Raw genomic sequence first — 24,627 nt, 5'->3', positions numbered from 1 at the left:
ACTATTTCTTGAACAGTACCCGATCCTCTGGCCCGAAGCCCCAGCGCCAGATCACCCACAGATATACGCCGAGGATTGCGGGGACGCCCAGTGCCAGCTCCGCCCATTCGGGCAAACGCGTGGCACCGATGCCGATGAGGATCGCGGTGGCGACGGCAGGGAGCAGGGTCCAGCGCCAGATGCTCAATGGCTCGCCCAGCAGCTTGGCGAGCAACAGCGCTTTAGCCACCGAGGCAAAGCCCAAGGCGAGCATCAGCGCGGCGGCGACGGCGGCGGCCTGCGCCAGTCCGTGATATTCGGGCTTCAACGGCAGCATCGGCACCATCTCGATCAGGATCAGGCTGAGCGCCACCTGCAGCGCGAGCATGCCGAGCGAGAGCAGGAGGTTCCTGTGCCGCGCCATATAGACAAGCGCGCTTTCGCTGACCACGGCAGTCGCCGCGGCAACCTCCGCCGCGAGCAGAAAGGCCATAGCCGCGGTGCCGCCGACAAATTCCGGCCCGACCAGACCCATCACCGCCTCACCCGGGATGCCGAGCGCCAGCGCGATGCCGACCTGGGCGGCGATAATCCAGAAACCGACCTGGCCGACCTGCCGCGCAATCTCCCCATAATTTTTCGCCTGCAAATTGCGGGTGATGACGGGGCCGAGGATCGGATCGAAGCTGGATTTCAGTTTCTGCGGCAGGCTGGCGACCTGTTGTGCGACATAATAGATGCCGACGACAGCAGGGCTGGCGAAGAGTCCGAGGATGGCGAGATCGAGCCTGCGGCTGCCCCATTCGGCAGCATCGGCGGCAGCCAGCGGCAGGTTACGGCGCGCGAGCAGGTAGAGCTCGACGGGGCGCGGTCGCCAGCCCTGCGGCGTGCCATAGCTGCGCCAGAGCGGCCAGAGCGCGGTGAGCATCGCGGCGAGGATCGAGGCGACATAGGACAGGATCAGGCCGTCGCGCGCCGAATAGAAGAAGAGCGCGCCCGCCGCGATGCTGATCGTCCACGGCTCGACAATCGCCCTTGCCCGCACCGTCGAGGCGACGTCGAAGCGGTAGGCGAGCGCCGCCAGCGCAATATCGGTCCAGACGATCGCGAAAATCGTCAGCGGCAAATAGCGGTCGAGCCCGTTCAGCGGGCTATTGGGGAACATCAGTTGCGGCAATGCGATCAGCACCGCCGCACCCAGCGCCGAGGCAAAGGTCGCAACCAGCATCGCATCGCCGACGACATGGGTGTCGGGCCGGTCCTGCTTCGACAAGGCCTCTGCCAGCCCGCGCCGCAGACCGAGCGTTGCCAGTTGCGCGACAAATTCGACCACTAGTATCGCATAGGCAAAACGCCCCAGCACCTCTGGCCCGTAGAGCCGCCCGGCGATGAACAGGAAGGGGATGCGCGCGGCGAGCCGCAGGACAAAGCCGAACACATTGGTCCGCCCGCCCTTGGCGAGCGCCTTCAGATCGGCTTCGTTCTGTTCAGGCACGGTTGCCGTCAAACACCCCTCCGTTTGCTGGCAATGCGGTTTAAATCGGACCGTAGTGCTGAGCCTGTCGAAGCACGCCTCACCGGGCGCGCCAAGGCTGATACACGTCCTTCGACAAGCTCAGGACTACGGTGTGAAACCGGATGGTAGGGCAATGGCGACGCCTTGTCACCTTTCGGCCTTCAACGGGCGGGAGAGCAGTGCTTCGACGACCTGCCCGACGCTGGCGCTGCCATCGAGAAGCGCGCAGACAGCCGCGACAATCGGCATCTCGACGCCCAGCGATTGCGCCGATTCAAGGAGGACGGGCGCGGTGAACGCACCCTCCGCCACGGTGCGCCGGTCAGCCATCAGCTCGGCAGCCGCCCTGCCCTGCCCCAGCCCGCGGCCCAAGGAGAAATTGCGGCTATTTTCGGAAGAACAGGTCAGCACCAGATCGCCCAACCCCGAAAGTCCGGAAAGCGTTTCCGCCTGCGCCCCGCGCGCCAGGCCATATCGCTGCATCTCGGCAAAGCCGCGCGCGATCAACGCCGCCCGCGCGTTCAGCCCCAGCCCCGCGCCATCGACAACACCGCAGCCAATGGCCAGCACATTCTTCACCGCCCCGCCAATCTCCGCCCCCACCACATCATCCGACCAATATGGCCGTAAAGCAGGCGTTGCGACCAGCCGCATCAAAAGCTTGCCCAGCGCCTCGCTTTCGCAGGCGAGCGTGATCGCGGTCGGTTTGCCCGCCGCAACTTCATGCGCGAAAGTGGGGCCCGAAAGCACCGCGAGCGGGTTGTCGGGCCTAAGCTCAGCGACGATTTCAGACACCAGCAATTGCGTGCCTGCCTCAATGCCCTTTGAGCAGAGCAGCAAAGGCGCGTTGGTGGCTGGAAGCCGTTCGAGCGTGCCGCGCAGATGCTGCGCGGGCGTCACCAGCAACAGCGCCGAACACCCCACCATTTCGGCCATATCACCCGTCGCACGGATTTGGGGCGGCAGCGCGAGATTGGGGAGGTAGAGCGGATTGCCCTGCCCTGCATTCACCGCCTCGATCACCTCGGGCTCAAGTGCCCAGAGCAGCACCTCCTCATGGTTTTGCGCCATCACGCTGGCCAACGCAGTGCCCCATGCGCCTGCGCCGATGATGCCTATGGGTTGTCCGGTCATGCCTTCACTCCTGCGCCGCGCACGGCCTCTGCATCCGGGTCGAGCGGCCAGCGCGGGCGTGCCGCGACATCGAGCGGATCGGTCAGCCCTGCTGCAAAGCGTTCCGCCCCCGCCCAGGCGATCATCGCGCCATTATCGGTGCACAGCCAGTGCGGTGGTGCCACAAAGCGCATGCTATAGCGCTCGGCCACGCGCTGCAGCATCGCGCGAATGGAGTCATTGGCCGCCACCCCACCCGCGACCACCAGCGCACCGAGCGGGTCGATCCGAGACAGGCTGTATTCAAGCCGGTCTTCAAGGCAATCGACCACGGCCTGTTGGAAAGAGGCAGCGATATCTTCGGGCCTGTGCGCCCCTGCTTCATGTGCGCGCAGCACAGCGCTCTTCAGACCTGCAAAACTGAAATGGGGTTCGTCTGCGCCTTTTAACGGGCGCGGCAGCGACACCGCCTTGGCATCACCCAGTTTGGCCGCTTTCTCGACCGCAGGACCTCCCGGAAAGCCGAGGCCCAAAATCTTGGCGCTCTTGTCAAACGCCTCACCCACTGCATCGTCGATGGTGGTCGCCAGCCTGTCGTAATCGCCGACCCCATTCACACGGAGCAACTGGCAATGGCCGCCCGAAACAAGCAGCAGCAAATAGGGAAAGTCCAGATCAGGATCGACCAGTCGCGGTGACAGCGCGTGCCCTTCCAGATGGTTTACAGCAATCAGAGGCTTATTGGCGGCCATCGCCAGCGCCTTCGCCGTCACAAGCCCGACCATCACCCCGCCGATCAATCCGGGCCCAGCTGTCGCCGCAATGGCGTCAACATCCTTCAACGTCATCCCGGCATCAGCCAATGCCGTCTCGACCAGAGGCGTTATCAGTTCGGCATGCGCGCGTGCAGCAATCTCTGGCACCACCCCGCCAAAGGCGCGGTGATGATCCTCTTGCCCCGCCAGTGCGTGGCTCAATATCGTGCGATCCGACCGCACCAGCGCCGCCGCGGTTTCGTCGCAACTCGATTCAAGGCCCAAAATCACTGCCATCGGCTTCCCCTTAGGGATGTGCCCCGCTATGGACAAGCCGCATGACCCCGACCCGTTCCAATCCGCTCCGCATCGGCACCCGTTCTTCCCCGCTCGCCTTGGCACAGGCAGAGATGACCAAAGCTGCATTGCTCGCGGCGCATGGCTGGGATGAAGCCGCTATTCTCCTCGTCCCGATGCTGTCGAGCGGGGATAAGGTGCAGGACCGCCCGCTCGCCGAAATCGGCGGCAAGGCCTTGTGGACCAAAGAGTTGGAGCGCGCGCTGCTCGACCGCGAGGTCGATATAGCGGTGCATTCGATGAAGGATGTCGAAACCGTCCGCGCTGGCATATTCGGGATTGTCGCGATGCTGCCGCGTGCCGATGTGCGCGACCGGCTAATAGGGGCGGGCAGCATCGCCGCGCTCCCCCAAGGTGCAAAAGTCGGCACATCGAGCCCAAGACGTGCGGCGCAGCTGAAAGCTTTACGCCCCGATATCGTCACCGACAGCATTAGAGGCAATGTTGCGACGCGATTGTCCAAAGTTGAAAGCGGCGAATTCGACGCGACCTTGCTCGCGGCGGCGGGGCTCGCCCGCTTGGGTCACGGCAATATCGGAACCGCCATCGAGACGTCCGAAATGCTGCCTGCCGCGTCACAGGGTGCGATAGGCATCGATTGTCTGGTCGAACGCACCGAAATTGCGGCGCTGATGGCGGCTATCAACGACCGGCCCACCTTCACTTGCGTGATCGCCGAACGCGCCTTTCTTGAGGCGCTGGGCGGCACCTGCCATTCGCCGGTCGCGGCACAAGCCATCTGGCAAGAGGACATGTTGACGCTCAAGGGCGAGATCCTGTGCGAGGATGGCAGTGAGCGACGAGAGGGAGCAATCGCCTTCAAACTCGGTGATGCAGACGCTCCGGCAATTCTCGCACACCAACTCCTCGACGCTGCTTCGCCCGAATTGCGCGCGCTGTTCGAGGGATGAAACTGCTCATCATCCGCCCGCAGCCGGGCAATGATGCCAGCGCCCGTCGCGCGCTGGAGGCCGGATTTGAACCCGTTCAATTGCCCTTCTTCGAGGTGCGAGCTCGCGCCTGGAACGCACCCCTAGTGGCGCAGTTTGATTCCCTTTTGATCACCAGCGCCAATGCGATCCGCCACGCCGGAGCGGGATTGGAGGCTTTTACCGCCTTGCCCGTGCATGCGGTCGGCCAAAACAGCGCCGACGCCGTTACCGCTGCAGGACTCATGCTGGCGTCGGTTGGTACAATGGGTGTGGGTGAAGCACTGCAGCAGGCAAAGGCTGCCGGACATCATCACTTGCTGTGGCTGGCGGGCGAAGATCAGACCGATTTCGATGCACCACCGGGCATGCAGATAGAAACGCAGATCACTTATTCTTCCGAACCTGTCGAACTACCCGTCGATACAACGGACATCATTGCCAGTGTGGATATTGTTGTGCTCCATTCGGCCCGCGCAGCACGCCGGTTCGCTGAACTTGTCGATAGCAGCCGACTGTCCCGCGATGACATCTGGATTGCCGCTTTCTCCAGCGCAATCGCCCAAGCGGCTGGCCCCGGCTGGCGCGGAATAGCCATTGCCGAACGCCCCGATGACCAAGCCCTGTTGTCGGCGGCGCACACGCTTGTTAAGCAGGGCGCATAATCAGGGTCGCAAGGGGACAGGGTTTGAACTGGCGAGCAGGCGTTGCACTGTCGATATTGGCATTTGTCGGTGGCGGATTGGTAGTAAGCTGGCTGTCGACATCGGGGCTTTCGCCATGGGGGGAAGTTGCGCCTTCGGCTCCGGAAGCGCCCGTCGCACCGATGCCCGAAATTGCTCCGCCACCGGTTAACCCGATGCTGGCAGCACCCGTCGTCCCCCAAATCCTTCAGCCCATAGCCGATTCGGCCCGCACCGAAGCCATGCTGGTTGCCATGGCAGCGCGTAGGGCAATTGGTGCAAGCGCTCCACTTGGCGAGATCGAACCGCGGCTTGATGCAGCCTTTGGGCAAAGCCAGCCACAAGCGCTGGCGCGTATCCGTTCGGCAGCGAAAGATGGACTGACGCCCGTCAAGCTTGCCACCGAATTTGACGCCATCGCGCCCAGCCTCAGCCGCGATCCCGAAATGTCGTGGGCGCGCATCCAGCGTGAGCTTTCGACCATGTTCGTGCTCCACATGTCCGACGCTCCGCCACCATCTACCGATGCCCAGATTGCACGAACGCGTGACCTGATCCTCACCGGAAATGTGGAATCGGCCATGCGACTGGTTTCGGCCATGCCGGGGGCGGCGAACGCTAAGGATTGGCTGGCCAAGGCGCGGCGTTATGTCGAAACGCAACGCGCCTTGGACAGTTTGGAAAAGGCCGCGCTTTCCATGCCTATGGTAGCCCAGCAGCCGATGGTCGCACCGCCTTTGAGCGAGCCGGTCGGCAAGGATAACCCGGCCGTGACGCTACCCATCCCCGAAAGTTGACCAATTGTCGAAATTTGCCTGCGGATAATGTCATAAATCTTTCATAAATCTCCAATCGGCTTAAACGGTCGTCATGGCGACGACCCCGCTCTCGATTCTTGCCGCGCACGAAGACCGCGCAGTGCCACCGCCCTTGCCGCTGCTGGCGCGCGAGGTTGTAGGCTTTGCCTCGACGCGTATTCGCGCCACCTTCGCGCCGCCGGTGCCGCTGGAAGTGGATGGCAAGGGCCAGCATGTTTTTGTAATTCCGGGTTTTCTGGCCTCTGACCGGACGACCGCCCGTTTGCGCCGCTCCCTAGATGGTGCGGGGTTCCGGGCCCATGGCTGGGGCCTTGGGCGCAACAGCGGTGTCTCCGCTGATTTATTCGAGCAGATCGACCGACAGTTTGACCAGCGTGGAATCGACCATCCGGCAGCTTTGGTGGGCTGGAGCCTGGGCGGAGTGATCGCGCGGGAATATGCCAAGCGCGCACCGCATCGTGTCTCGCGCGTCATCTCGCTCGGCAGCCCCTTTTCAGCGCATCCGCGTGCGAACAATGCCTGGCGGGTCTATGAATTTGTCGCCGGGCACAAGGTCGACAATCCGCCGGTCGCAGCCGTGCTGCATGAAAAACCGCCTGTGCCAACCTTTGCTTTCTGGTCAGCGCATGACGGCGTGGTCGCCCCCGACGCAGCGCGTGGCAGGCTGGGCGAGGTAGACCATGCAACCCAACTCGATTGCTCGCACATGGCGTTCATCGCCGATCCTGAAGCAATTCGCGCGGTTGCGCGTGCGATAGTCGCCTGATCAGCGCGCCGCTGCAACGGCCTCCGTCACATTGTCGCTGAAAAATCCGTCTATCCCTGTGGCCAGAAACGCCTTTATCTCCGCCACCAGATCGCCATGGCCAGCTGGGTTCAGACCGTTGCGTTGTCCCAACGGCAGGAAATAATTCTCGCGCCGCAAGGTCCAGATATGGACGTCCAGCCCGACCGAATGGGCATCCGCCACCAGCGAGGTTGGCTCACCCAGATTGCCGAGCAGTGTGCGCGGAATGACCATCGCTTTTTCGACGCCTATTCCGTCGGCATAGGCCGCGACCGCCTTAAGCCCGTCGGGGGTGGCCATCGTCGCATATTTTGAGGCTAGATCATCGGCGGGGCCGTCATCCTTTGACATCAACTGGATCAGCCGCAGCTTGGTCTTGCCACGCAGCGCCTTCAGATTGCCAACCTCGAAACTCTGGATAAACAAGGGATCGTCCTTCTGCGTATAACCATGCTTTTCGAGCATCATGAGCAAGGGCGCCTCGTGGGGTAGACCGATAGAAGCAAAATAGCTGGGATGCTTGGTTTCGGGATAGATGCCGATGCGTCGTCCGGTCTCTTTCTCCTTCGCCTTCGCCAGCAGGATGATCTCTTCAAAGGTCGGGATTTCATATTGCCCGTCAAAGGCCGTGTTGGCCTTGCGCAACATCGGCAGCCGCTCTTTCGCACGCAATGTTTTCAACTCGGCGAGCGTGAAATCCTCGGTGAACCAGCCGGTCATTTTCTGGCCGTCAATGGTCTTGGTCGCCTTGCGGTCGGCAAATTCGGGCTTGTCCGCGACGTCGGAGGTTTCCGAAATCTCGTTCTCGTGCCGCGCGACCAGCACGCCGTCCCTGGTCAGCACCAGATCAGGTTCGATATAATCGGCCCCCTGCTCGATCGCGAGCGTGTAGCTGGCGATTGTGTGCTCGGGGCGTTCGCCGCTGGCACCGCGATGCGCGATGATGATCGGGTCCTTGGCCATGGCGGATTTTCCTTCACTGGCAGTGCCGCTGGTACAGGCAGATAGCGCCACAACGACACAGAGTAGCAATTTGATTTTCATGCACGCTCCGAAACCGAAACAGGGGAGCGGGCTTCATCCAACTGGATTGTTACATCCGCGCGACCGGGCATCTCTTCCATGATCCAGCGTGTCAATCGTTCATAATGGGCGATGAAGCGGGCGACCTGTTCGTCGGTCATCGCAGCGGCGGCGCGCTGTGCCCCATCCACCGCCTGATAGCCATGCTCCTGCTCGCAGCGCCATGTATGTACGATCTCGAATGAGGGCGGGCGCAGATAGGCCAGCCGGTCGATGCGCGCGAATAGCTCCGCAGTTTCTCCTGCGAGATGCGCGTTCCAATGACTGCGCCAGATACCGTCGGGATCATCGTCGCGTTCGAGATCGTTGACCGGTTCAGCCAAGATGTTGTCAGGCACGGGCCTTGCCCCAACGCACCACCCTTCGAACAGCAGCAGGTCACACGGCCCTTCGAGCAGCGGCCATTCGCGCGACGACAATGGCTCGTCCGCCCGCTTGTCAAATCGGGGCAGCATCACTGCGCGCCCTGCCTTTACCGCATCGAGGGTGGCGATTCCGATGCCGGTATCATGCGTTCCCGGCGGCCCGCGCGTGGCAAATAGCGGATGCACTCGCTCCGCCAGCCCTGCCCGTACCGAGCGCCCGAGATAGAGATCGTCGAGCGACAAGGTACCAACCCGCAACCCGTGCCCGGTGAAATGCCCGGCCAATTGTGCACAAGCGGTCGATTTACCGGAAGCCTGCGTCCCGCACAGGCCAACAACGAGGGGCTCACCCGGCGTCAACCAGCTTTCAATATGCCCGGCAAGTGCGGTTGCTATCGGGTTCATGCGCCCAGCGCGGCCTCCCACTCTGGCTGTTTGAACCCGACCAGCAGCCCGCCCGGATATTCGAGCACAGGGCGTTTGATCATGCTCGGCTGTTCGAGCATCAGCGCGATCGCCTTGGCTTCATCAAGCCCGGCTTTCGCGTCATCGGGCAGTTTCTTGAAGGTCGTGCCAGCGCGATTGAGGATCACCTCCCACCCCTTCGCCGCGCACCAGCTTTTCAGCTTGCCCGCATCCGCGCCCGCTTTTTTGTAATCATGAAACGCATAAGCGATGCCCTTGCCGTCCAGCCAGACGCGCGCCTTCTTCACTGTGTCGCAATTGGGGATGCCGTAAAATATGATGCTCATTTGTTCGTCCTTGCTATCATCTGCTGCTCTAGCGGATGGAGAAGGGGAGGCAAGTATGAGGGTGCATGTCGGCTGGGCTTTGATGCTGACCTCTTTGGCAGCAGCAGGTGGTTATGCGGCGGCAAAACCGGCGCAAGCTCCCAAGGGCTATATTGTCGCCGAAGTTCAGGTGACTGATGCCGAAGCCTATAAGGCCTATGTGCCGGTAGCAGGTGCGGCGGTAGCCAAATTTGGCGGAAAGTATCTGGCACGCGGCGGGCGCGTCGAGCAGTTGGAGGGGCCGCCACCTGCCGGGCGTTTTGTGATCGTCGAATATCCCAGTTTCGAGGCGGCGCGCGCCTTTTACCATTCAACCGATTATCAGGCAGTCGCGCCAATTCGGCAGAAAGCATCCATCTCGCGCTTCTGGGTTGCGGAAGGCTTGCCTTCCAAATGACTGACTAACGCTCAGCGCCCGTCTTGCATTTGGCGACCGTCCCGACCGGGAGCGGTGCCGGCTCTCTGCCTTTGAGCTCATCAATCTGCGCCTGCCGCCGCCACAGATAATAGTCGCGAGTGGCGGCATAGGGATCCGCCGTATCCTCGTTAAGCGCCCGCAATTCGCAATCATTGGCAATCCTTGAATTGAGCGAGCTCAACGCTCCGGCCGGCAAGGTGTAATGCAATTGTGTGAACGGCTTTCCGATCACCGTCGGATAGACCAGCCCGTCAATACCGCCGCCAATCATGTCTCGCAGCGTGGTCGGCCCGATCAGAGGCAGGAAGAAATACGGACCCGGCTTTACCCCGTAAAAGCCCAGCGTATTGGCAAATCCGTTGGGGCGGCGCGGCAGGTTGAATGGCTCGGTCTTGGCGACATCGACAAGTCCACCCACCCCGAAAGTCGTGTTGATGGCAAAGCGCCCCAATGTTTCTGCGGCCTTGCCCGGTTTGAGCTGGAGCAGGAAGTTGAGCGCGACAACCGGTTCGAGCAGATTATTGAGGAAGTTGCCAATGCCCTGGCGCACCGGGCTGGGAACGGCGCCTTCATAGGCTTCGGCAACCGGCGCGACCAAGGCGGCGTCGGCCCCCTGTACTAGCTGAAATGCCTCGACATTGATCGCCTCTACTGGATCGCGCGGATCGGCGGTGCGTGCGGTAACGACAATTTCGTCGGCTATGGGTTCGGGCGGTGTTGTCGGCGGCAATGGATCGAGTTTGGAGAGATCGAAGGGAGGTTCATTATCCGCCTTCATGCTGACCGGGGCCGATGCCTCTGTTCCGACGGCCTCTGCTATCGGAGCGGGAACCGCTTCTCCGGTTGGAACGGCCACAAATAATATGGCTGTAGCTAGCGAGGCTCCCATCTTGCGTCCCTTCTATCTGCGCCCCCGCTGTTGAAGGCTATAAGAGCGTTTCCCCGGCGGGTGCAAGGCCAAGATGGCTGAAGCCATGCACCATCCAGCCTTTCGCCGCAGCCCCGCTTCGGCTATTGGCCGCGCATGGCAGAGCAAGGCATACTCATCCTCACCACCGGCGGCACGATCGACAAAAATTATTTCGACGCGCTTTCGGAATATCAGATCGTCGACAGCGGCATTCCCGCGTTGCTCAAGGAGGCGCGCGTCGCCTTGCCCTATCGGCTGATCGAACTGATGCGCAAGGACAGCCTCGAACTCACCGACGCCGACCGTGCCCTGATCGCCAGCGCTGCGCGCGAAGCCCCCGAAACCCGCATCGTCGTGACCCATGGCACCGATACGATGACCGAGACGGCGAAGGTGCTCGCAGCCGAAGTGCCCGGCAAGACCATCGTACTCACCGGCGCGCTCAGCCCCGCCCGCTTTGCCGAAACCGATGCCAATTTCAACCTCGGCATGGCCTTTGCGACGGCGCAAGTTGCGACGCCTGGCGTCTGGATTGCCATGAGCGGGCAGGTGTTTGATGGGCTGAAGGTCCGGAAAGACCGCGAGGCGGGGAAGTTTGTGGGGGTCTAACTGAAATACTATAATACATATTGACATATGTTATATGTATATTTTATATCGCTCGACATTCATCATACGGAGTAATAACAATGTCGAAATATCAACCTTTGACCGACTACCTCTCGCATCTCGAAGGTGACGCTTTCACAACCAATATTGCCGCAATCGAGGATATATTGGGATTCGAGCTTCCCTCGAGCGCACGGCAGTATCCAGCTTGGTGGGCGAACCAAGAACGTGGACAGAGTCTGGCGTGGCAGTCTGTTGGCTGGAAGACAGCCGACGTGTCACTTGGAATTGGGACGATCACTTTTGTGCGGTCGAATTCCGATACTGATGATCGGTGGCAGCAGGTAACAAAACAGCTATCGATTGCTCAGGCTAAAGCGGGACTCGCCCGAACTTTCGGCGTTTCTCCCGATTGTATCGAAATTACAATTAGAGTGTAACTGTCACTCCCACTCAATCGTCCCCGGCGGCTTCGACGTATAGTCGTAAACCACGCGGTTGATGCCCTTCACCTCGTTGATGATCCGCGTCGCCACGCGGCTTAAAAAGGCGGCGTCGAAGGGGTAGATATCGGCGGTCATGCCGTCGACCGAGGTAACCGCGCGCAGTGCGCAGACACTGTCATAGGTGCGGCCATCGCCCATTACGCCGACGGTGCGGACGGGGAGGAGCACGGCAAAAGCCTGCCAGATTGCATCGTACAATCCGGCGTTGCGGATTTCTTCCAGATAGACCGCGTCGGCCTTGCGCAGGATGTCGCAGCGCTCCTTGGTCACTTCGCCGGGAATGCGGATGGCGAGGCCGGGGCCGGGGAAAGGATGACGGCCGACGAACTGGTCATTCAAGCCAAGCTCGCAGCCCAGCGCGCGCACTTCATCCTTGAACAGTTCGCGCAAGGGCTCGACCAGTTTCATATTCATGCGTTCGGGCAGGCCGCCGACATTGTGGTGCGACTTGATGGTGACAGAAGGCCCGCCTGTGAAGGACACCGACTCAATCACGTCAGGATAGAGCGTGCCTTGCGCGAGGAAATCCGCCCCGCCGATCTTCTTTGCCTCTTCCTCAAACACATTGATGAACTCGGCACCGATGAACTTGCGCTTCTTCTCGGGGTCAGTGACGCCTGCAAGACCCGCCATGAAGCGCTGCTCGGCATCGACGACGACGAGCGGGATATTATAATGGTCGCGAAACAGGCTTTCGACCTGTTCGCGTTCGTTCAAGCGCAGCAGACCATGGTCGACAAAGACGCAGGTCAGCTGGTCGCCAATCGCTTCGTGGATCAAGATTGCAGCTACGGAACTGTCGACCCCACCCGAAAGCCCGCAGATCACCCGGCCAGTTCCCACTTGCTCGCGGATCTCGGCGATCTTCGTCGCGCGGAATTCGGCCATCGTCCAGTCGCCCGAAAGCCCGCAGACCTTGTGCACGAAATTGGCGATCAGCTTTGCCCCATCGGGCGTATGCGCGACTTCGGGGTGGAATTGCGTGCCATAATAGCGGCGTTCGTCGTCGGCGATCAGCGCGAACGGCGCGCCGTCCGACGTCGCAACAATGCGAAAGCCCGGCGCAAAGCGTGTCACCTTGTCACCATGGCTCATCCACACCTGATGCCGCTCGCCAACCTGCCACAGCCCGTCGAACAGGATGCATTCCTCGGTCACGGTCAGGAAGGCCCGACCGAATTCGCCGCCTTCTCCGGTTTCATGCCCGGGGCGCACTTCGCCGCCCAATTGATGGCTCATCACCTGCTGGCCATAGCAGATTCCGAGGATCGGCAGGCCGCTGTCGAACAGGCATTGCGGAGCGCGCGGGCTGCCATCGTCGGGCACCGAAGCAGGCGAACCCGACAGGATTATACCCTTGGGCTTCATCCGCTCAAACGCAGCCTCGGCGGCGTTGTACGGGGCGATTTCGCTATATACCCCCGCCTCGCGCACGCGGCGGGCAATAAGCTGGGTCACCTGCGACCCGAAATCGACGATAAGGATGGAATCCGAAGGCTGAATCGACATGGCTGGCCGATAAGGGCGAAGCGCGCGCCTGTCCAGTTGCCAGTCGTGAATTTGCCCGATATGCCTGCCGACGAGAGGGGAATAATCATGAATCTGGTGTTGCGCATATTGGTCGGCCTTTGGGGCCTGGGTTTTGGGCTGCTCGCGGTACAGGGGATCATCGACCCGAAGGTGTTTACGACACAGTTCGGGATCGAAGCGCCCGGCGCGTCGATCAACAGCGTGCGCAGCGATTTCGGGGCCTTTTTCCTGGTGTCGGCAGTCTGCGCCTTATGGGCGGCAGCTAAGCCCGAAAAAGCAAAGCTGCTCTATGTTCCGGCCGCGCTTTATGGCACTGCATTGGTCGGCCGTCTCATCGGCCTCGGTCTTGGCGATCCCGCATCGGCAGCCAATAATCAGGCGATGATTATCGAAGGTGTGAGTACATTGCTGATGCTGTTTGCAGCGCGCCGCTTGGGCGCACAAACTTAGCCCAATACGCCGTAGTGCTGAGCCTGTCGAAGCACGCTTCGCCGAGAAGCACCGTTCACCTTCGGTGGCCTTCGGCTCGACAGGCTCAGGGCTACGGTAACTGGGAAAACTAAGCCGCATCCTTCGCCGCACGGCGCGCGGCGAGTTCGTCTACAGTCGCGGCCCGCATGAACGGGTTGGTCGCACGTTCGAGGGCGATGGTGGTCGGCACCGTCGGCTCGCCGCGTTCGCGCATCGCATTTACCTGATCCATGCGGGCGACAAGCGCGGCATTGTCCGGCTCGACGGTCAGAGCGAAGCGGCCGTTCGACTGGGTATATTCGTGCGCGCAATAAATGCGCGTGTCGTCGCCCAATGCTTCCAGCTTGCGCATGTTCGAGAACATCTGCTCCGCCGTCCCTTCAAACAAGCGACCACAGCCCATCGCGAACAGCGTGTCGCCGACAAAGGCGGCTTGGTCGTCCGCAAAGTGGAAGGCGATATGGCCAGCGGTATGTGCTGGGACATCGAGGACATGTGCGTCAACGGCGCCGAGCCTCACAATATCGCCCTCTTTCACCTTGCGGTCGAGCGTCGGAATGCGTGCACTTTCCGCCTCTGGCCCAGTAATCACGCAACCAGTCGCCTCCTTAATCGCGGCATTGCCGCCGGTATGATCGGGGTGCCAGTGGGTGTTCCAGATCTGCGTGAGCGTCCATCCGCGCGCCTTGGCTTCTGCCAGCACCGGCTCCGCCACAGCGGGATCGACCGCCATCGTTTCACCGCTTTCGGGCTCATGCACCAGCCAGACATAATTGTCGGACAGGACAGGGATGCGGATGATTTGCAACGCCATTTTACCAGCTTCCCACATTGGGCATGCTCGCCCAGGGTTCCTGCGGCGGCAAATGCCCTTCCTGCAGCAGCTCGACAGAAATCCCGTCAGGCGATTTGACGAATGCCATATGGCCGTCGCGCGGGGGGCGGTGGATGATGTGGCCGGCGTCCATCAGCGCCTGACAGGTCGCGTAGATATCATCAACGCGATAGGCCAGATGGCCGAAATTGCGGCCTCCGGTATAGACCTCGGCTTCGCCCTCTTCAGGTGGCCAGTTATAGGTCAGCTCGACCTCGGCCAGCCCTTCCTGTCCGGGAGCCGCGAGGAAGATCAGCGTGAAGCGTCCCGCTTCGCTATCGAAACGCCGAACCTCTTTAAGACCGATCAGTTCAAAAAAGGCGACCGTCGCTTGCGGGTCGGTCACGCGGATCATGCTGTGGAGATATTTAACAGTCATCATTCAACTCATCGATGTTAATGCACGGTTCATCGCAGCAGCAATAATTCACAAAGCCGCGCTGGGACGCGCGCGAACATGGACCGGAAGGCACACCGACGCAAGGGGCGGACGGAAACTACGGCCCATCATTTCTGGGATGGGTACAATGACAGACGACGTTGAAAACAAGAGTTGGCTAGGCCGACTGACCGCCAATCAGGGAAAATCTTGGCTTGCTGGAACTGGACTGCTCGCAGCCGGCCTGATTGCAGGCGGCTATCTGATGGGCGATGGCCTCGTCCGTATGAAGCAGGCCGATCGCGCAGTGACGGTCCGCGGGCTGGCGGAGCGTGAGGTTACTGCAGACCTCGCCACATGGACCATCGCCTATTCCGCCAAGGCGGGCGATTTGCAAAGCGCGCAAGCCAAGGCCGATACCGATACCAAGGCGATCCGTGCCTTCTTCGGTTCACTCGGTTTTGATGGCGATGCGGTGCAGCCGACCGGGGCCAATGTCTCGCAATATAGCAATGAAGGCATCACGACCTACACCGTCAAACAACGCATATCGCTGCGCACCACCGACATCAAAAAGGCACAGGCCGCGATCAAGCGCCAGTTCGATCTGGTCAAGCAGGGGGTCGAGCTGGAAGAAGGATCGGGCATGTCCTTCACCTACACAAAACTCAACAGCATCAAGCCCGAGATGATTGCGCAGGCGACCAAGGATGCCCGCAAATCGGCCGAACAATTCGCCAAGGACAGCGGCACCGATGTCGGCAGCATCAAATCGGCAACGCAGGGCTATTTCGAAGTCACCGCGCGCGATGGCGACAGCGAAGGCGGGTGGGGCGCGGCGGATACGCCCTATAAGAAGGTACGCGTCGTCACGACGGTCGAATATTATCTGGATTGATCGTTGGGAATTGGCAGAGGATTAAAAAATGAAACTGTTTGATGCAGCACTAGGCGCTTTAGCCCTGCTTTCCGCAACCACAGCACTGGCCGCACCCGACAAAGGCGTGGAAATTGTCGATAAGGGCAAGGGATATAGCTTTGAATATAATTATCCCGCTGTGATCCGCCAATTTCCCGCACTCGAGCAGAAAATGCTCAGCGAGAAGGATGTCCAGCTTGCCGAGCTCAAAGAGTGGGGCGCGGAATGGGCGACCGAAAATCCCGACCGTGCGAGCGAAACCGACATGCAGCTCCAGATTAACTGGCGGACTGTCGCCGACCTGCCGCGCTTTCTGAGCCTGACGATTGACGAATGGAGCTACACTGGCGGCGCGCATGGCAGTTGGGGGCGCGGCAGCCTGATCTGGGACAAAAAGTCAGCAACCGAGATCAAACCTTTGGCGCTTTTCACCAGCAACGAGGCGTTCGACAAAGTCGTGCAGACGCCATTCTGCGACAAACTCGACATCGAACGCAGCAAGAAACGCGATGGCGAGAAAGTAGACCGCAGCCAGACCGATGACTGGATGCAGGCCTGCCCCAAGCCATCCGAACTGACCGTTATTCTGGGATCGTCCAATGGGCGGACATTCAACCGGCTTGCAATCTATGCGGGGATTTATTCGGTCGGGCCCTATGTCGAGGGTGACTATGAAATCGACCTGCCGGTGAATGCAAAAATGCTGGCTGCGGTGAAGCCGGCCTATCGTTCCTATTTCACGCTCAGCCCGGCTGGGTCGAAAAAGCGCTGAAACGGCCACCCGATAGGAAACCAATGCTACGGTAATTGACCTGCTTGTCACATGGCGGGTGCAGCGGTAACGCATCGATCTTCAGGAAAAGGGAAGAGAGATGCGTTACACCCCGCTTTTTGCTGCGTTGCTGATCACGACACCGCTTGCCGCACAGACGGCGCCAAAGGACCAGGGTGATCGCTATTCCGGCACCGCCGGTGCCAGCCGCTCTGCGGTCATCGCGCAGAACGGGATGGCCGCGACCAGCCAGCCGCTGGCGACGCAGATCGCGCTCGAAATATTGAAGGCAGGCGGCAGCGCGGTCGATGCAGCGATTGCGGCCAACGCGGCGCTTGGCCTTATGGAGCCAACGGGCAACGGCATTGGCGGCGATCTGTTCGCGATCATCTGGGACCCGAAGACGCAAAAGCTGCACGGCCTCAACGCCAGCGGGCGCGCGCCAATGGGCCTAAGCCTGAAACAATTGCAGGAGCGGACCCGGAAGATGCCGCGTTCTGTGCGCGATTCCGACGGGACGATCGCCGATTGGGGTTCCGCCTCGGTCACAATCCCCGGCACGGTCGATGGCTGGTTCGAAATGCACGGCAAGTTCGGCAAGCTGCCGATGCGGCAGGTGCTCGCGCCCAGCATCCGCTATGCGCAACAGGGCTTTCCGGTGAGCGAGTTGATTGCACAATATTGGAAAGCAAATACGGCCGGTTTCGAGGCGCTGCACAAGGAGGGCGCGATCGAGGAAATCGACAATATGCGTCGCGCCTATATGCCCGGCGGCAAGGCCCCGGCAGAGGGCGAAATCTTCAAGAACCCCGATCTTGCCCTGACCCTGATCGAAATTGCCGAGGGTGGACGCGACGCATTCTACAAGGGCTCGCTCGCCCAATCGATGGACCGCTATTTCAAACGCATCGGTGCGCCGCACCGCTATGAGGATTTCGCCGCCCACAAAGGCGAGTGGGTCGAACCCGTCTCGACCAGTTATCGCGGCTATGACGTCTGGGAAATCCCGCCCAACGGGCAGGGCATTGCCGCGCTGCAAATCCTCAACATCCTCGAAGGCTATGACCTGAAAGCGATGGGGCGCGGGAGCGCCGATTTCTGGCATGTCTTTATCGAAGCCAAGAAACGCGCCTTTGCCGACCGCGCCAAATATTATGCCGACCCGGCCTTTGCCAGTATTCCGCTCAAGGAATTGCTGTCAAAGGAACGCGCCGCGAAACAGCGGGCGGATATCGATATGGGCAAGGCGGCGTTGGCCGACCCTGCGCTGCCCGTCGATGGCGGCAACGACACCATCTATATGACCGTGGCGGACAAGGACGGGATGATGGTCAGCCTGATCCAGTCCAACTATCGCGGGATGGGTTCCGGGCTGGTGCCCGATGACGGAAACGGTCGCACCTTGGGCTTCATGTTCCAGGATCGCGGCGCGCAGTTCAGCCTCGATGCCAAACATGCCAATGCCTATGCACCGGGCAAGCGGCCGTTCCACACCATCATCCCCGCCTTCATGACCAAGGACGGCAAGCCCTTGCTCTCTTTCGGCGTGATGGGCGGCGCGATGCAGCCGCAGGGGCATGCACAGATCGTGGTCAACATGGTCGATTTCGGCATGACCGTGCAGGCAGCGGGCGATGTCGCGCGTTTCCACCATGACGGATCGACCGATCCCGAAGGCGGCAAGGCGATGACGGAAGGCGGGGTTGTCGAAATCGAAACCGGCGTGCCGCAAACGATCGCCGACGAACTCAAGAAGCGCGGCCACAAGGTCAAATATTCGGTCGGGCCTTATGGCGGCTATCAGGCAATCTGGCGTGATCCTGTTACGGGTGCCTATTGGGGTGCGAGCGAGTTCCGCAAGGATGGCCAGGCTGCGGGCTACTGACCCGCAATCTCCGCCACAGTCGCCAGCAGCAGGGCAATATCGGCTTCGCGCGACAGGCGGTGGTCGCCGTCCTTGATCAGCGTCACCCGGACATCGGTCGAACGCAGAGCCGATGCCAGTTTCGGCGAAATCTTCCACGGCACATCGGCATCGGCCTGCCCGTGGAGCAGCCGCACCGGACAGTCGATCGCGATTTCGCGGTCGAGCATCAGGCTGGCCTCGCCCGATTCATACAGGCCCTTATAAGTGGGTGTCGGTTCCGGCCCATAGGGATTGTGCTCAAAATGCACGCCCCTGGTCAGGATAGCCTCGCGCTGCGCATCGGTGAACCCCCAACGGGTGAAATCGGGCGCGGGCGCGATACCGATCAATCCTGCCAGACGCGTACCCAGTGCTACACCGGCCAGCAGCATCAACCAACCGCCCATGGATGATCCGATCAACACAACCGGCCCTTCGGCCAGCGCGTCTATCATCGCCAGCACATCGTCGCGCCAGCCGGTCAGCGTCTGCTGCGCAAAGTCGCCCTCGCTCTCCCCGCATCCGGCATAGTCGAGCAGCAAGCAGGACTTGCCATTGGCCAAGGCCCAATCGAAAACCGCAGTCGCTTTGCCTCCTGCCATGTCCGACATATAGCCGGGAAGGAAGACAAAGGTCGGGCCAGCGCCCTCCGCCTTGCGATAGGCAAGCTTCAGCCCGTCAGCACGGACAAACCAGTTGCGGGAAATAGATGGACTCAAATTTGAATCACCTAAATGACCCAGTCGACGGTCAACATCTGGCTGACATCTTGCCCCTTGGCGCGGCGCTGGATCACCATGATAGCGTTCAAACGCTCTATCGTGCGGCTACCCGTCGTCACGCACCAGCCGGGAACCACCGCATGCACCAGTGCGCACAGCCCACCCCAGATCATGGTGACGCCGAACTTCGACGCCACAACGAAATGCTCGAAATAGGTCTCGTCGACGGTGCGCGGGTGATCAATGAAGAGGCGGCGGAACATGGTTTACTCCGGTGGTTGTTGCATGAAACTGTAGTGCTGAGCCTGTCGAAGCACGCCTCTCAACCAAAAACGACGGTTGAAACCGAGAAGCGCCCTTCGACAGGCTCAGGGCTACGGTAATGCAGCGTCGATAGCGTCTACTGCTATTCGATGTCAAAGCCCCAGCCGGATTTCACATCCTTGTCCTGCGCGCACATTGTTTTCAGTTCCTGCCATTCATCTGCAGTAAGCGCCGGTTTATAGGCGCTGCCTTTGACCACGGCGTTCTCAAACAGCTTGCGTCGCTCGTCGGACAAGGGGTGGCTTGACGTGTAACTGGCCATCGTGCGCGCCTGCCGGTCTTTGAGATCGCGACTTCCGTCCATCGACGCCAAACGGTTGAAAAAGTCGGCTGCCCCTACGGGCGAGATATTCGCCTGCTTCAAAGCCTTCAATGAATGGTCGTCAGCCTCGCGTTCGGAACCACGGGTGTAAGTGGTCGACAACAGGCTGTTGAGTGTGCTGCCGCCGCTGCCGTCAAAGCCGCCCAGCACCACTGCCAGCCCCATCTGCCGCAGCAGCCCCTGCATCACATGGCGTTCGCGGACATGACCGATTTCGTGCGCCAATACCCCGGCCACTTCGTCAGGCGACTTCGCCTGGCTGAGCAGGCCCTGGAACAGCAGCACTTTGCCCCCGGGCAACGCAACGGCGTTGAGCATGTCGATATTGGCGACTTCGACCTGCAGGTCTTCCGGGTGGTCATCAAGCGAACGGGTCAGCTTGGCGAGCGCGGCCTTACCCTTGGGCGTATCACAGAACCGCCCGCCAAAATCACCAACCAGCGCATTACCCAGCTTCGCCTCTACACTGGACGGTATCAACGGTGCCAACCATTGCGGGCTGAGCAACACCACAGCCACCACCGCAGCGCTGATCCCGGCAAAGACAAGGCTAGCCTTGCCCAGCCCCAACCGGTCGATCAACCCGCCATAGGTTTTCGAGGCGGGTAGCAATGGCGCGAGTTCAGTGGGCACATGCCCACGTATGCCCAGCCGCCAGCCATCCTTGCCAGACAGTCCGTAAACCTTGCCATCGCCTTTCGCTTCCAAAAAGCGCAGCTCGTCAAAATGGAACGGTCCGTGCCGCCTTTCCTGTTCGAGCAGGAAAAACTGGTTACCGATCGTCTGGATTTCGACCTTGCGGCGAACCGCGCTCTGCCCGTCAAAATGCCAGGCATCGAAAAAGGTCGACATCAGATGGCCCCCACATCAAAGGCGTCGAGCAGGCCTTCGCCATGGCTCGAACTATCGGTGGTCGATTGTGTCATCCTGTCCAGATTGACTTCACCAAAGGCTTCGGTGTGGACAACGAAGAATTTCCAGCTGCGATAGCGGATGATCGAAGTCGCAAAGGCAATCGGGATGATCGCAATCAATATCCCAACAACCAGACCGACCGACAGGATCGATTCCCCTGCTTCCAGCTGCTGCACAAATTGTGTCGGGTCTGTCGCGATCAACAGGCTGAAAGGTGCAAAAGCGAAACCATAAGCGAGCATCAATATGGCGAGGTTGGCGAGCCAGAACAGAATCCAGTCAGGCGAGCGGGCGGTGAAATCAAATTCCAAGTCCCCGAGCCGCAGCGAACCAATCGCGACCCGCATGAATTTCGAATAATAGAGCAGGGCTGCAATCGGCATGATGATATAGAGGCCGAGTATGCCGATAACGATCGCCACGATGGCCGCGGCACCACCCGCTGTATTGAAAGGATCACCTCCTCCGCCTGCAGAAGCCGCCGAAATGCCGAGTGCTACTGCGCCGACAAAGATCAGGAACGGTACGAGGTAGAAAAGCAGATAGCGCTTCATCAATGCCTTCCAGTCCGCGTTTGATTCGAACTGATAGGGACCAAAGCTCATCTTCGACCAGCGTTCGTTCCACAGCGACATGCTTGCCCAAGGATAGAGCAGATAGAGCGGAATCGCCGCCACGACATTCTTCCAGATGTAGGACCAACCGTAGGTGAAACCCTGATCGTCACTGCCCCCCCGGATGCCGCGCCAGTAAGTTCGGCTAAGGCGGTATCGAAGGGCGCGGAAGTAAGCGAGGCCAGTCAGGTAAAAGATGGCCACGAACATCGCGAAAATGATCACGCCTGCAATGACAGGTTGACCTTGAAACACCAGCCCGTTGATTACCAGCTGCATCACGACAAGTGGTATACCGAGCAGGAAGAACACCATCACGAAACCGATGAACAATTCGATCCCGCGCCCCGTCCATTCAAGCGGTTCGTCAATAAAGCGCGTTTGCGACCACAGATATTGTCGTTCGCGCGTCGTCGCCCAGAAACGGTAGATGCCCAGCGTGACCAGAGTCAGCAGCACATTAGGCAGCGCGATCTTGGCAAAATCGGTCCAACTACCGTGGAAAGTGACCGCGCTCGGCGCCTTGCCTTCATGTCCGGTCATATGTGTCTTGCCTTTCCCCTGCGTTCATTGCGCTAGGTGCGCGATGGCGCAGGGGATTGTCAAGTAAAGGTAAAGTCGCCGTGCTCAGCCCCCAAGAAAAGCATGCAGCTCGGCACGGAATTTCTCGGGCTGGTCGAGCATGACGAAATGATAGCTGCCCTTGACCATAACCGGCTTGAAGTTGGGTGTGCCCGCATATTGAGGTTCAAACGCAGCCTTGGCCATCGCCTCGGTCATGGCGTGATCATCTTGCGCATAGAGCAAGGTTAACGGCGTTGAAATCTTCGACAGTTCGGGCCGCATGTCGGCCACCATAACCTCGTGCATCACCTGCCCGACAACGCGCGGATCGCTTTGCGCGGTCCAGTTTTGAATCAGGCACAGCCCGCGCGGATGGTTTGACAAATTCCCCGCGGCAGGCGCTTCAACCGGATTGTTGCAATCCCTTAGCACCGGCTTTGGCGCGTCGGCTTTGTAGCTCGCAGCGATCATCGTTTTCATCTGTTCGGCCCGGGGGCGTATCGCATCAACGCTACTGATGCCAAAGATGGTGCCGATGAAGGGCACCGCGTCGACCACCATCAGCTTTAGTGCCAGTTGCGGCTGTCGGGCGGCAATCATCAGGCCTGTCAACCCGCCCATCGAATGGCCGACAATTGCTGGAGCAGGACGGCCCCTATTTTCGATTTCGTCATCGATATAATCGGCCAGCTCAAGAACGAACGGTTCGAGCACCGGCCCCTCCGCATTGACGCCCGCCGCATCGCCAAATCCGCGCAGTTGCAAGCTGTGCAGCCGATAGCATCCAGCAAAGGCCTTTACTGTTTCGTCCCAAACCGCGCGCGGGCTCGACAGGCCGGGGATCAGGATGACATCGGGGCCGGTGCCACGCACTTCAACACTGAACCTTTTGCCCTCAAGCCGTTCTACAGGCGTCGCGGCAATATCAGTGACAGCGCAATCTCTCGTGGAAGCCGCGCGGGACGGGGAAGCCGAGACAGCTACGGCGACAGCTATGGCGACAGCTATGGCGACAGCTATGGCAAGGGCCAGAAAGCGGGCAAAACTCGTTTGCTTGCAAAACATGGCAAGTCCTTTCGATTATTTGGTTAAAACATTTCAGTCGCGGAAAAATATCTGTTCGATCGGGAGTTCGAACACTTCCGAAATGCGAAAGGCGAGCGGCAGCGACGGATCATATTTACCCGTCTCGATCGCATTCACCGACTGGCGCGAAACCCCCAGCGCATCGGCCAGATCCTGCTGGTTCCAGTCGCGTTCGGCGCGGAGCACCTTGAGGCGGTTTTTCATGTCTCGCGGGCCTTCATGACCAGTTGGCCAAGGCCCAGACCCACGGCCCAAACAGGTACGGCCCACCATCCGGGCTGGTGCGGCACAAGGCCAAAGCTTTCAAGAAAGCCCCATGTCGTAGCAACGACCAGCAGCAACCCGGTGGCAATCAACGCCGCCGAAGCCACCTTCATTCGCAGATACTCGTCATCTTCTTCGGTCAGATAGCGGCCCATGGCGTAAACCATATAGGCGATCGGCAGCGACGGCAGGATCGCCAGCACCCATGCCACGGCACCTTGGGGTTTGAACATATCGGTCGCACCTATCGCAGCGAACAGCGCCGCCATATAGCCAAAGGCAAAGATCAGCGCGCGTCGGTTATAGCGCTGCATAGCAAGAGAGCGATTCCCTGCCTGGATATTGGCTTGCTCCACCGCTCGCAGGAAAGGGATGAGTAGCAGCATCGGCGGTATCATTGCCGCCATTGTGAGCCATCCATCCAGCTGGAAGTAGCGGGCCAATGCGCCTGTTCCGAATGTTCCGATGACAAAGGCAGCGCCCCAGTAAAGACTGATGCGTCGACCGTTCCCTGTCTCTGATTGCGTGGTCATTTCATCTTCCTTTGGAATTTGGTCCGGAATCAGCAACCACTGCCGTCAACGGTGGCACCCTGCCGAAGTCGCAGCGCATGAATGTGCATTGTTGCACCGACAACCATCAGCGGAATGATACTTGCCCAGCGGTCAGCAGCAAGAAGGTCGAAAATGGTGAACAGGGTCACGAAGAGGATCGTGGCCGCCCATAGCCAGATGGCAGTCTTTGGCTTCATTTCAAGTTCCTTTGTCATTCAGTAAAGGTAGCTTTACTATGCGAGTCACGATATGTCAACTGCCCTTGTCATTTTGATTGCCGTGCTTGTCTTATCCTTCTCGCTTCGGTGTAGACTTTGTATAATTTGCCGCGCGTCTGCGCACTTGCGGCCTCGCGTCCGGACTGGCAAAGGGACGGCTCCATTCCACACTGAAAGCAAGCATTTCCAATGTCTGACATGATCCGCGTCACCCTTCCCGATGGCTCCGCCCGAGAAGTCGCGCGCGGGACTACCCCCGCTGACATTGCCGCCGCTATCGGTCCCGGCCTTGCCAAGGCTGCCCTTGCCGCACGCGTCGATGGCGAAGTGCGCGACATCATGCGCCCGCTGGAAGCTGACACCAACCTTGCGCTTATAACGGCGAAGGATGAGGCCGACGCGCTCGAACTCGCCCGCCACGACTTTGCCCATGTGCTGGCAGAGGCGGTGCAGAAACTGCATCCCGGCACACAGATCACATTCGGCCCCGCGACCGACGACGGTTTCTATTATGACGTGATGGCCCCCGCCAGGCGTGGCCCCTTCACCGAGGATGACCTGCCCGCGGTCGGGG

The 24,627-nt window shown here is 60.2% G+C and carries 30 protein-coding genes; 12 read left to right on the top strand and 18 right to left on the bottom strand.

The features are described 5' to 3' along the window. Nucleotide 1: 1 nt before the first annotated feature. From PKC81_RS07670 to tsaD, 3 genes are all read right to left on the bottom strand, one after another. Complete coding sequence (locus PKC81_RS07670; protein ID WP_324334728.1) at nucleotides 2-1,474, bottom strand: oligosaccharide flippase family protein; 1,473 nt, start codon at nucleotides 1,472-1,474, stop codon at nucleotides 2-4. Nucleotides 1,475-1,642: 168 nt separating this feature from the next. Beyond that, the gene (locus PKC81_RS07665) at nucleotides 1,643-2,629 is read right to left on the bottom strand and encodes an NAD(P)H-dependent glycerol-3-phosphate dehydrogenase (RefSeq protein WP_324334726.1); all 987 of its coding nucleotides are present in this window, start codon (nucleotides 2,627-2,629) and stop codon (nucleotides 1,643-1,645) included. Then, nucleotides 2,626-3,660: a tRNA (adenosine(37)-N6)-threonylcarbamoyltransferase complex transferase subunit TsaD gene (gene tsaD / locus PKC81_RS07660; protein WP_324334724.1), complete on the bottom strand. Its 1,035-nt coding sequence runs from the start codon at nucleotides 3,658-3,660 to the stop codon at nucleotides 2,626-2,628. The genes PKC81_RS07665 and tsaD overlap by 4 nt, the downstream gene beginning before the upstream one ends. 41 nt (nucleotides 3,661-3,701) lie before the next feature. Between tsaD and hemC the strand changes: the two genes are divergently transcribed. From hemC to PKC81_RS07640, 4 genes are all read left to right on the top strand, one after another. Further along, nucleotides 3,702-4,631, top strand: a complete 930-nt coding sequence (gene hemC, locus PKC81_RS07655; protein ID WP_324334722.1) for a hydroxymethylbilane synthase — start codon at nucleotides 3,702-3,704, stop codon at nucleotides 4,629-4,631. Continuing rightward, on the top strand, nucleotides 4,628-5,314 hold the full coding sequence (locus tag PKC81_RS07650; protein WP_324334720.1) for a uroporphyrinogen-III synthase: 687 nt from the start codon (nucleotides 4,628-4,630) through the stop codon (nucleotides 5,312-5,314). Before hemC ends, PKC81_RS07650 begins: the two co-directional genes overlap by 4 nt. A 23-nt stretch (nucleotides 5,315-5,337) precedes the next feature. After that, nucleotides 5,338-6,129 carry a hypothetical protein gene (locus PKC81_RS07645; RefSeq protein WP_324334718.1) on the top strand — a complete coding sequence of 264 codons (792 nt, stop codon included), beginning with the start codon at nucleotides 5,338-5,340 and terminating at the stop codon, nucleotides 6,127-6,129. Between the two features lie 73 nt (nucleotides 6,130-6,202). Next, on the top strand, nucleotides 6,203-6,916 hold the full coding sequence (locus PKC81_RS07640) for an alpha/beta fold hydrolase (protein WP_324334716.1): 714 nt from the start codon (nucleotides 6,203-6,205) through the stop codon (nucleotides 6,914-6,916). Here the strand turns inward: PKC81_RS07640 and PKC81_RS07635 are convergent, their stop codons facing one another. The 3 genes from PKC81_RS07635 to PKC81_RS07625 all read right to left on the bottom strand — a co-directional run bounded on the left by PKC81_RS07635 (nucleotide 6,917) and on the right by PKC81_RS07625 (nucleotide 9,137). Further along, entirely contained in the window at nucleotides 6,917-7,900 is a 984-nt protein-coding gene (locus PKC81_RS07635; protein ID WP_324334796.1) for a glycerophosphodiester phosphodiesterase, read from the bottom strand. Nucleotides 7,901-7,977: 77 nt separating this feature from the next. Further along, nucleotides 7,978-8,790 (bottom strand): kinase, encoded by an 813-nt coding sequence (locus tag PKC81_RS07630; protein ID WP_324334714.1) that lies wholly within the window; start codon nucleotides 8,788-8,790, stop codon nucleotides 7,978-7,980. Continuing rightward, nucleotides 8,787-9,137, bottom strand: a complete 351-nt coding sequence (locus tag PKC81_RS07625; RefSeq protein ID WP_324334712.1) for an arsenate reductase — start codon at nucleotides 9,135-9,137, stop codon at nucleotides 8,787-8,789. The genes PKC81_RS07630 and PKC81_RS07625 overlap by 4 nt, the downstream gene beginning before the upstream one ends. 55 nt (nucleotides 9,138-9,192) lie before the next feature. On the opposite strand from PKC81_RS07625, the gene PKC81_RS07620 reads away from it, so the two are divergent. Next, the gene (locus PKC81_RS07620; protein ID WP_324334710.1) at nucleotides 9,193-9,573 is read left to right on the top strand and encodes a DUF1330 domain-containing protein; all 381 of its coding nucleotides are present in this window, start codon (nucleotides 9,193-9,195) and stop codon (nucleotides 9,571-9,573) included. A 4-nt stretch (nucleotides 9,574-9,577) separates the two neighbouring features. Here PKC81_RS07620 and PKC81_RS07615 read toward each other — a convergent pair whose 3' ends face one another. Continuing rightward, entirely contained in the window at nucleotides 9,578-10,483 is a 906-nt protein-coding gene (locus tag PKC81_RS07615) for a VacJ family lipoprotein (RefSeq protein WP_324334708.1), read from the bottom strand. A 135-nt stretch (nucleotides 10,484-10,618) separates the two neighbouring features. Here PKC81_RS07615 and PKC81_RS07610 point away from each other — a divergent pair, with 135 nt between their 5' ends. Both PKC81_RS07610 and PKC81_RS07605 read left to right on the top strand, forming a co-directional pair. Beyond that, entirely contained in the window at nucleotides 10,619-11,113 is a 495-nt protein-coding gene (locus tag PKC81_RS07610) for an asparaginase domain-containing protein (protein WP_324334706.1), read from the top strand. A gap of 80 nt (nucleotides 11,114-11,193) precedes the next feature. Further along, nucleotides 11,194-11,553: a hypothetical protein gene (locus PKC81_RS07605; RefSeq protein ID WP_324334704.1), complete on the top strand. Its 360-nt coding sequence runs from the start codon at nucleotides 11,194-11,196 to the stop codon at nucleotides 11,551-11,553. 3 nt (nucleotides 11,554-11,556) lie between these two features. Here the strand turns inward: PKC81_RS07605 and guaA are convergent, their stop codons facing one another. Beyond that, nucleotides 11,557-13,128: a glutamine-hydrolyzing GMP synthase gene (gene guaA, locus PKC81_RS07600; RefSeq protein WP_324334702.1), complete on the bottom strand. Its 1,572-nt coding sequence runs from the start codon at nucleotides 13,126-13,128 to the stop codon at nucleotides 11,557-11,559. Between the two features lie 87 nt (nucleotides 13,129-13,215). On the opposite strand from guaA, the gene PKC81_RS07595 reads away from it, so the two are divergent. Further along, a complete protein-coding gene (locus tag PKC81_RS07595; protein WP_324334700.1) occupies nucleotides 13,216-13,599 on the top strand; it encodes a DUF4345 family protein in 384 nt (127 codons plus the stop codon). A 109-nt stretch (nucleotides 13,600-13,708) separates the two neighbouring features. On the opposite strand, the gene gloB is transcribed toward PKC81_RS07595, so the two are convergent. Both gloB and PKC81_RS07585 read right to left on the bottom strand, forming a co-directional pair. Continuing rightward, a complete protein-coding gene (gloB, locus tag PKC81_RS07590; RefSeq protein WP_324334698.1) occupies nucleotides 13,709-14,452 on the bottom strand; it encodes a hydroxyacylglutathione hydrolase in 744 nt (247 codons plus the stop codon). Then, nucleotides 14,436-14,876: a VOC family protein gene (locus PKC81_RS07585; RefSeq protein ID WP_324334696.1), complete on the bottom strand. Its 441-nt coding sequence runs from the start codon at nucleotides 14,874-14,876 to the stop codon at nucleotides 14,436-14,438. The genes gloB and PKC81_RS07585 overlap by 17 nt, the downstream gene beginning before the upstream one ends. A 145-nt stretch (nucleotides 14,877-15,021) precedes the next feature. Here PKC81_RS07585 and PKC81_RS07580 point away from each other — a divergent pair, with 145 nt between their 5' ends. The 3 genes from PKC81_RS07580 (at nucleotide 15,022) to ggt (ending at nucleotide 18,449) form a co-directional block, all read left to right on the top strand. After that, on the top strand, nucleotides 15,022-15,771 hold the full coding sequence (locus tag PKC81_RS07580) for an SIMPL domain-containing protein (protein WP_324334694.1): 750 nt from the start codon (nucleotides 15,022-15,024) through the stop codon (nucleotides 15,769-15,771). Nucleotides 15,772-15,799: 28 nt separating this feature from the next. Further along, nucleotides 15,800-16,564, top strand: a complete 765-nt coding sequence (locus PKC81_RS07575) for a DUF4163 domain-containing protein (RefSeq protein WP_324334692.1) — start codon at nucleotides 15,800-15,802, stop codon at nucleotides 16,562-16,564. A gap of 100 nt (nucleotides 16,565-16,664) precedes the next feature. Next, nucleotides 16,665-18,449, top strand: a complete 1,785-nt coding sequence (gene ggt, locus PKC81_RS07570; RefSeq protein ID WP_324334690.1) for a gamma-glutamyltransferase — start codon at nucleotides 16,665-16,667, stop codon at nucleotides 18,447-18,449. Here the strand turns inward: ggt and PKC81_RS07565 are convergent. The 8 genes from PKC81_RS07565 to PKC81_RS07530 all read right to left on the bottom strand — a co-directional run bounded on the left by PKC81_RS07565 (nucleotide 18,443) and on the right by PKC81_RS07530 (nucleotide 24,032). Then, nucleotides 18,443-19,189 carry an alpha/beta hydrolase gene (locus tag PKC81_RS07565; protein ID WP_324334688.1) on the bottom strand — a complete coding sequence of 249 codons (747 nt, stop codon included), beginning with the start codon at nucleotides 19,187-19,189 and terminating at the stop codon, nucleotides 18,443-18,445. The genes ggt and PKC81_RS07565 overlap by 7 nt on opposite strands. An 11-nt stretch (nucleotides 19,190-19,200) precedes the next feature. Further along, nucleotides 19,201-19,455 (bottom strand): DUF6356 family protein, encoded by a 255-nt coding sequence (locus PKC81_RS07560; RefSeq protein WP_324334686.1) that lies wholly within the window; start codon nucleotides 19,453-19,455, stop codon nucleotides 19,201-19,203. A gap of 143 nt (nucleotides 19,456-19,598) precedes the next feature. After that, nucleotides 19,599-20,690, bottom strand: coding sequence for a M48 family metallopeptidase (locus PKC81_RS07555; RefSeq protein ID WP_324334684.1), 1,092 nt, complete (start codon nucleotides 20,688-20,690; stop codon nucleotides 19,599-19,601). Further along, complete coding sequence (locus tag PKC81_RS07550; protein ID WP_324334682.1) at nucleotides 20,690-21,910, bottom strand: YjgN family protein; 1,221 nt, start codon at nucleotides 21,908-21,910, stop codon at nucleotides 20,690-20,692. Before PKC81_RS07550 ends, PKC81_RS07555 begins: the two co-directional genes overlap by 1 nt. A gap of 84 nt (nucleotides 21,911-21,994) precedes the next feature. Next, complete coding sequence (locus tag PKC81_RS07545) at nucleotides 21,995-22,996, bottom strand: alpha/beta hydrolase (protein ID WP_324334680.1); 1,002 nt, start codon at nucleotides 22,994-22,996, stop codon at nucleotides 21,995-21,997. Nucleotides 22,997-23,029: 33 nt separating this feature from the next. Beyond that, nucleotides 23,030-23,221 (bottom strand): helix-turn-helix transcriptional regulator, encoded by a 192-nt coding sequence (locus PKC81_RS07540; protein WP_324334678.1) that lies wholly within the window; start codon nucleotides 23,219-23,221, stop codon nucleotides 23,030-23,032. Next, entirely contained in the window at nucleotides 23,218-23,814 is a 597-nt protein-coding gene (locus PKC81_RS07535) for a hypothetical protein (RefSeq protein ID WP_324334676.1), read from the bottom strand. The genes PKC81_RS07540 and PKC81_RS07535 overlap by 4 nt, the downstream gene beginning before the upstream one ends. 29 nt (nucleotides 23,815-23,843) lie before the next feature. Continuing rightward, complete coding sequence (locus tag PKC81_RS07530) at nucleotides 23,844-24,032, bottom strand: hypothetical protein (RefSeq protein ID WP_324334674.1); 189 nt, start codon at nucleotides 24,030-24,032, stop codon at nucleotides 23,844-23,846. Nucleotides 24,033-24,242: 210 nt separating this feature from the next. Here PKC81_RS07530 and PKC81_RS07525 point away from each other — a divergent pair. After that, nucleotides 24,243-24,627, top strand: a 385-nt coding sequence (locus tag PKC81_RS07525; protein WP_324334672.1) for a TGS domain-containing protein, incomplete at its 3' end; no start/stop codon positions are given.

Source organism: Sphingorhabdus sp. (assembly GCF_035329025.1).
In the GTDB taxonomy this organism is placed as follows: domain Bacteria; phylum Pseudomonadota; class Alphaproteobacteria; order Sphingomonadales; family Sphingomonadaceae; genus Sphingorhabdus_B.
This window is presented reverse-complemented; position numbering and strand designations above follow the sequence as displayed.

What these genes read in the sequence shown, in the direction of transcription:
- PKC81_RS07630 (WP_324334714.1), bottom strand. Translation starts at nt 8,790, where the DNA reads ATGAACCCGATAGCAACCGCACTTGCCGGGCATATTGAAAGCTGGTTG.
- PKC81_RS07665 (WP_324334726.1), bottom strand. Translation starts at nt 2,629, where the DNA reads ATGACCGGACAACCCATAGGCATCATCGGCGCAGGCGCATGGGGCACT.
- PKC81_RS07650 (WP_324334720.1), top strand. Translation starts at nt 4,628, where the DNA reads ATGAAACTGCTCATCATCCGCCCGCAGCCGGGCAATGATGCCAGCGCC.
- PKC81_RS07540 (WP_324334678.1), bottom strand. Translation starts at nt 23,221, where the DNA reads ATGAAAAACCGCCTCAAGGTGCTCCGCGCCGAACGCGACTGGAACCAG.
- guaA (WP_324334702.1), bottom strand. Translation starts at nt 13,128, where the DNA reads ATGTCGATTCAGCCTTCGGATTCCATCCTTATCGTCGATTTCGGGTCG.
- PKC81_RS07545 (WP_324334680.1), bottom strand. Translation starts at nt 22,996, where the DNA reads ATGTTTTGCAAGCAAACGAGTTTTGCCCGCTTTCTGGCCCTTGCCATA.
- PKC81_RS07580 (WP_324334694.1), top strand. Translation starts at nt 15,022, where the DNA reads ATGACAGACGACGTTGAAAACAAGAGTTGGCTAGGCCGACTGACCGCC.
- ggt (WP_324334690.1), top strand. Translation starts at nt 16,665, where the DNA reads ATGCGTTACACCCCGCTTTTTGCTGCGTTGCTGATCACGACACCGCTT.
- PKC81_RS07555 (WP_324334684.1), bottom strand. Translation starts at nt 20,690, where the DNA reads ATGTCGACCTTTTTCGATGCCTGGCATTTTGACGGGCAGAGCGCGGTT.
- PKC81_RS07615 (WP_324334708.1), bottom strand. Translation starts at nt 10,483, where the DNA reads ATGGGAGCCTCGCTAGCTACAGCCATATTATTTGTGGCCGTTCCAACC.
- PKC81_RS07530 (WP_324334674.1), bottom strand. Translation starts at nt 24,032, where the DNA reads ATGAAGCCAAAGACTGCCATCTGGCTATGGGCGGCCACGATCCTCTTC.
- PKC81_RS07535 (WP_324334676.1), bottom strand. Translation starts at nt 23,814, where the DNA reads ATGACCACGCAATCAGAGACAGGGAACGGTCGACGCATCAGTCTTTAC.
- PKC81_RS07610 (WP_324334706.1), top strand. Translation starts at nt 10,619, where the DNA reads ATGGCAGAGCAAGGCATACTCATCCTCACCACCGGCGGCACGATCGAC.
- PKC81_RS07625 (WP_324334712.1), bottom strand. Translation starts at nt 9,137, where the DNA reads ATGAGCATCATATTTTACGGCATCCCCAATTGCGACACAGTGAAGAAG.
- hemC (WP_324334722.1), top strand. Translation starts at nt 3,702, where the DNA reads ATGACCCCGACCCGTTCCAATCCGCTCCGCATCGGCACCCGTTCTTCC.
- PKC81_RS07560 (WP_324334686.1), bottom strand. Translation starts at nt 19,455, where the DNA reads ATGTTCCGCCGCCTCTTCATTGATCACCCGCGCACCGTCGACGAGACC.
- PKC81_RS07575 (WP_324334692.1), top strand. Translation starts at nt 15,800, where the DNA reads ATGAAACTGTTTGATGCAGCACTAGGCGCTTTAGCCCTGCTTTCCGCA.
- PKC81_RS07640 (WP_324334716.1), top strand. Translation starts at nt 6,203, where the DNA reads ATGGCGACGACCCCGCTCTCGATTCTTGCCGCGCACGAAGACCGCGCA.
- gloB (WP_324334698.1), bottom strand. Translation starts at nt 14,452, where the DNA reads ATGTGGGAAGCTGGTAAAATGGCGTTGCAAATCATCCGCATCCCTGTC.
- PKC81_RS07595 (WP_324334700.1), top strand. Translation starts at nt 13,216, where the DNA reads ATGAATCTGGTGTTGCGCATATTGGTCGGCCTTTGGGGCCTGGGTTTT.
- PKC81_RS07605 (WP_324334704.1), top strand. Translation starts at nt 11,194, where the DNA reads ATGTCGAAATATCAACCTTTGACCGACTACCTCTCGCATCTCGAAGGT.
- PKC81_RS07550 (WP_324334682.1), bottom strand. Translation starts at nt 21,910, where the DNA reads ATGACCGGACATGAAGGCAAGGCGCCGAGCGCGGTCACTTTCCACGGT.
- tsaD (WP_324334724.1), bottom strand. Translation starts at nt 3,660, where the DNA reads ATGGCAGTGATTTTGGGCCTTGAATCGAGTTGCGACGAAACCGCGGCG.
- PKC81_RS07635 (WP_324334796.1), bottom strand. Translation starts at nt 7,900, where the DNA reads ATGGCCAAGGACCCGATCATCATCGCGCATCGCGGTGCCAGCGGCGAA.
- PKC81_RS07620 (WP_324334710.1), top strand. Translation starts at nt 9,193, where the DNA reads ATGAGGGTGCATGTCGGCTGGGCTTTGATGCTGACCTCTTTGGCAGCA.
- PKC81_RS07585 (WP_324334696.1), bottom strand. Translation starts at nt 14,876, where the DNA reads ATGATGACTGTTAAATATCTCCACAGCATGATCCGCGTGACCGACCCG.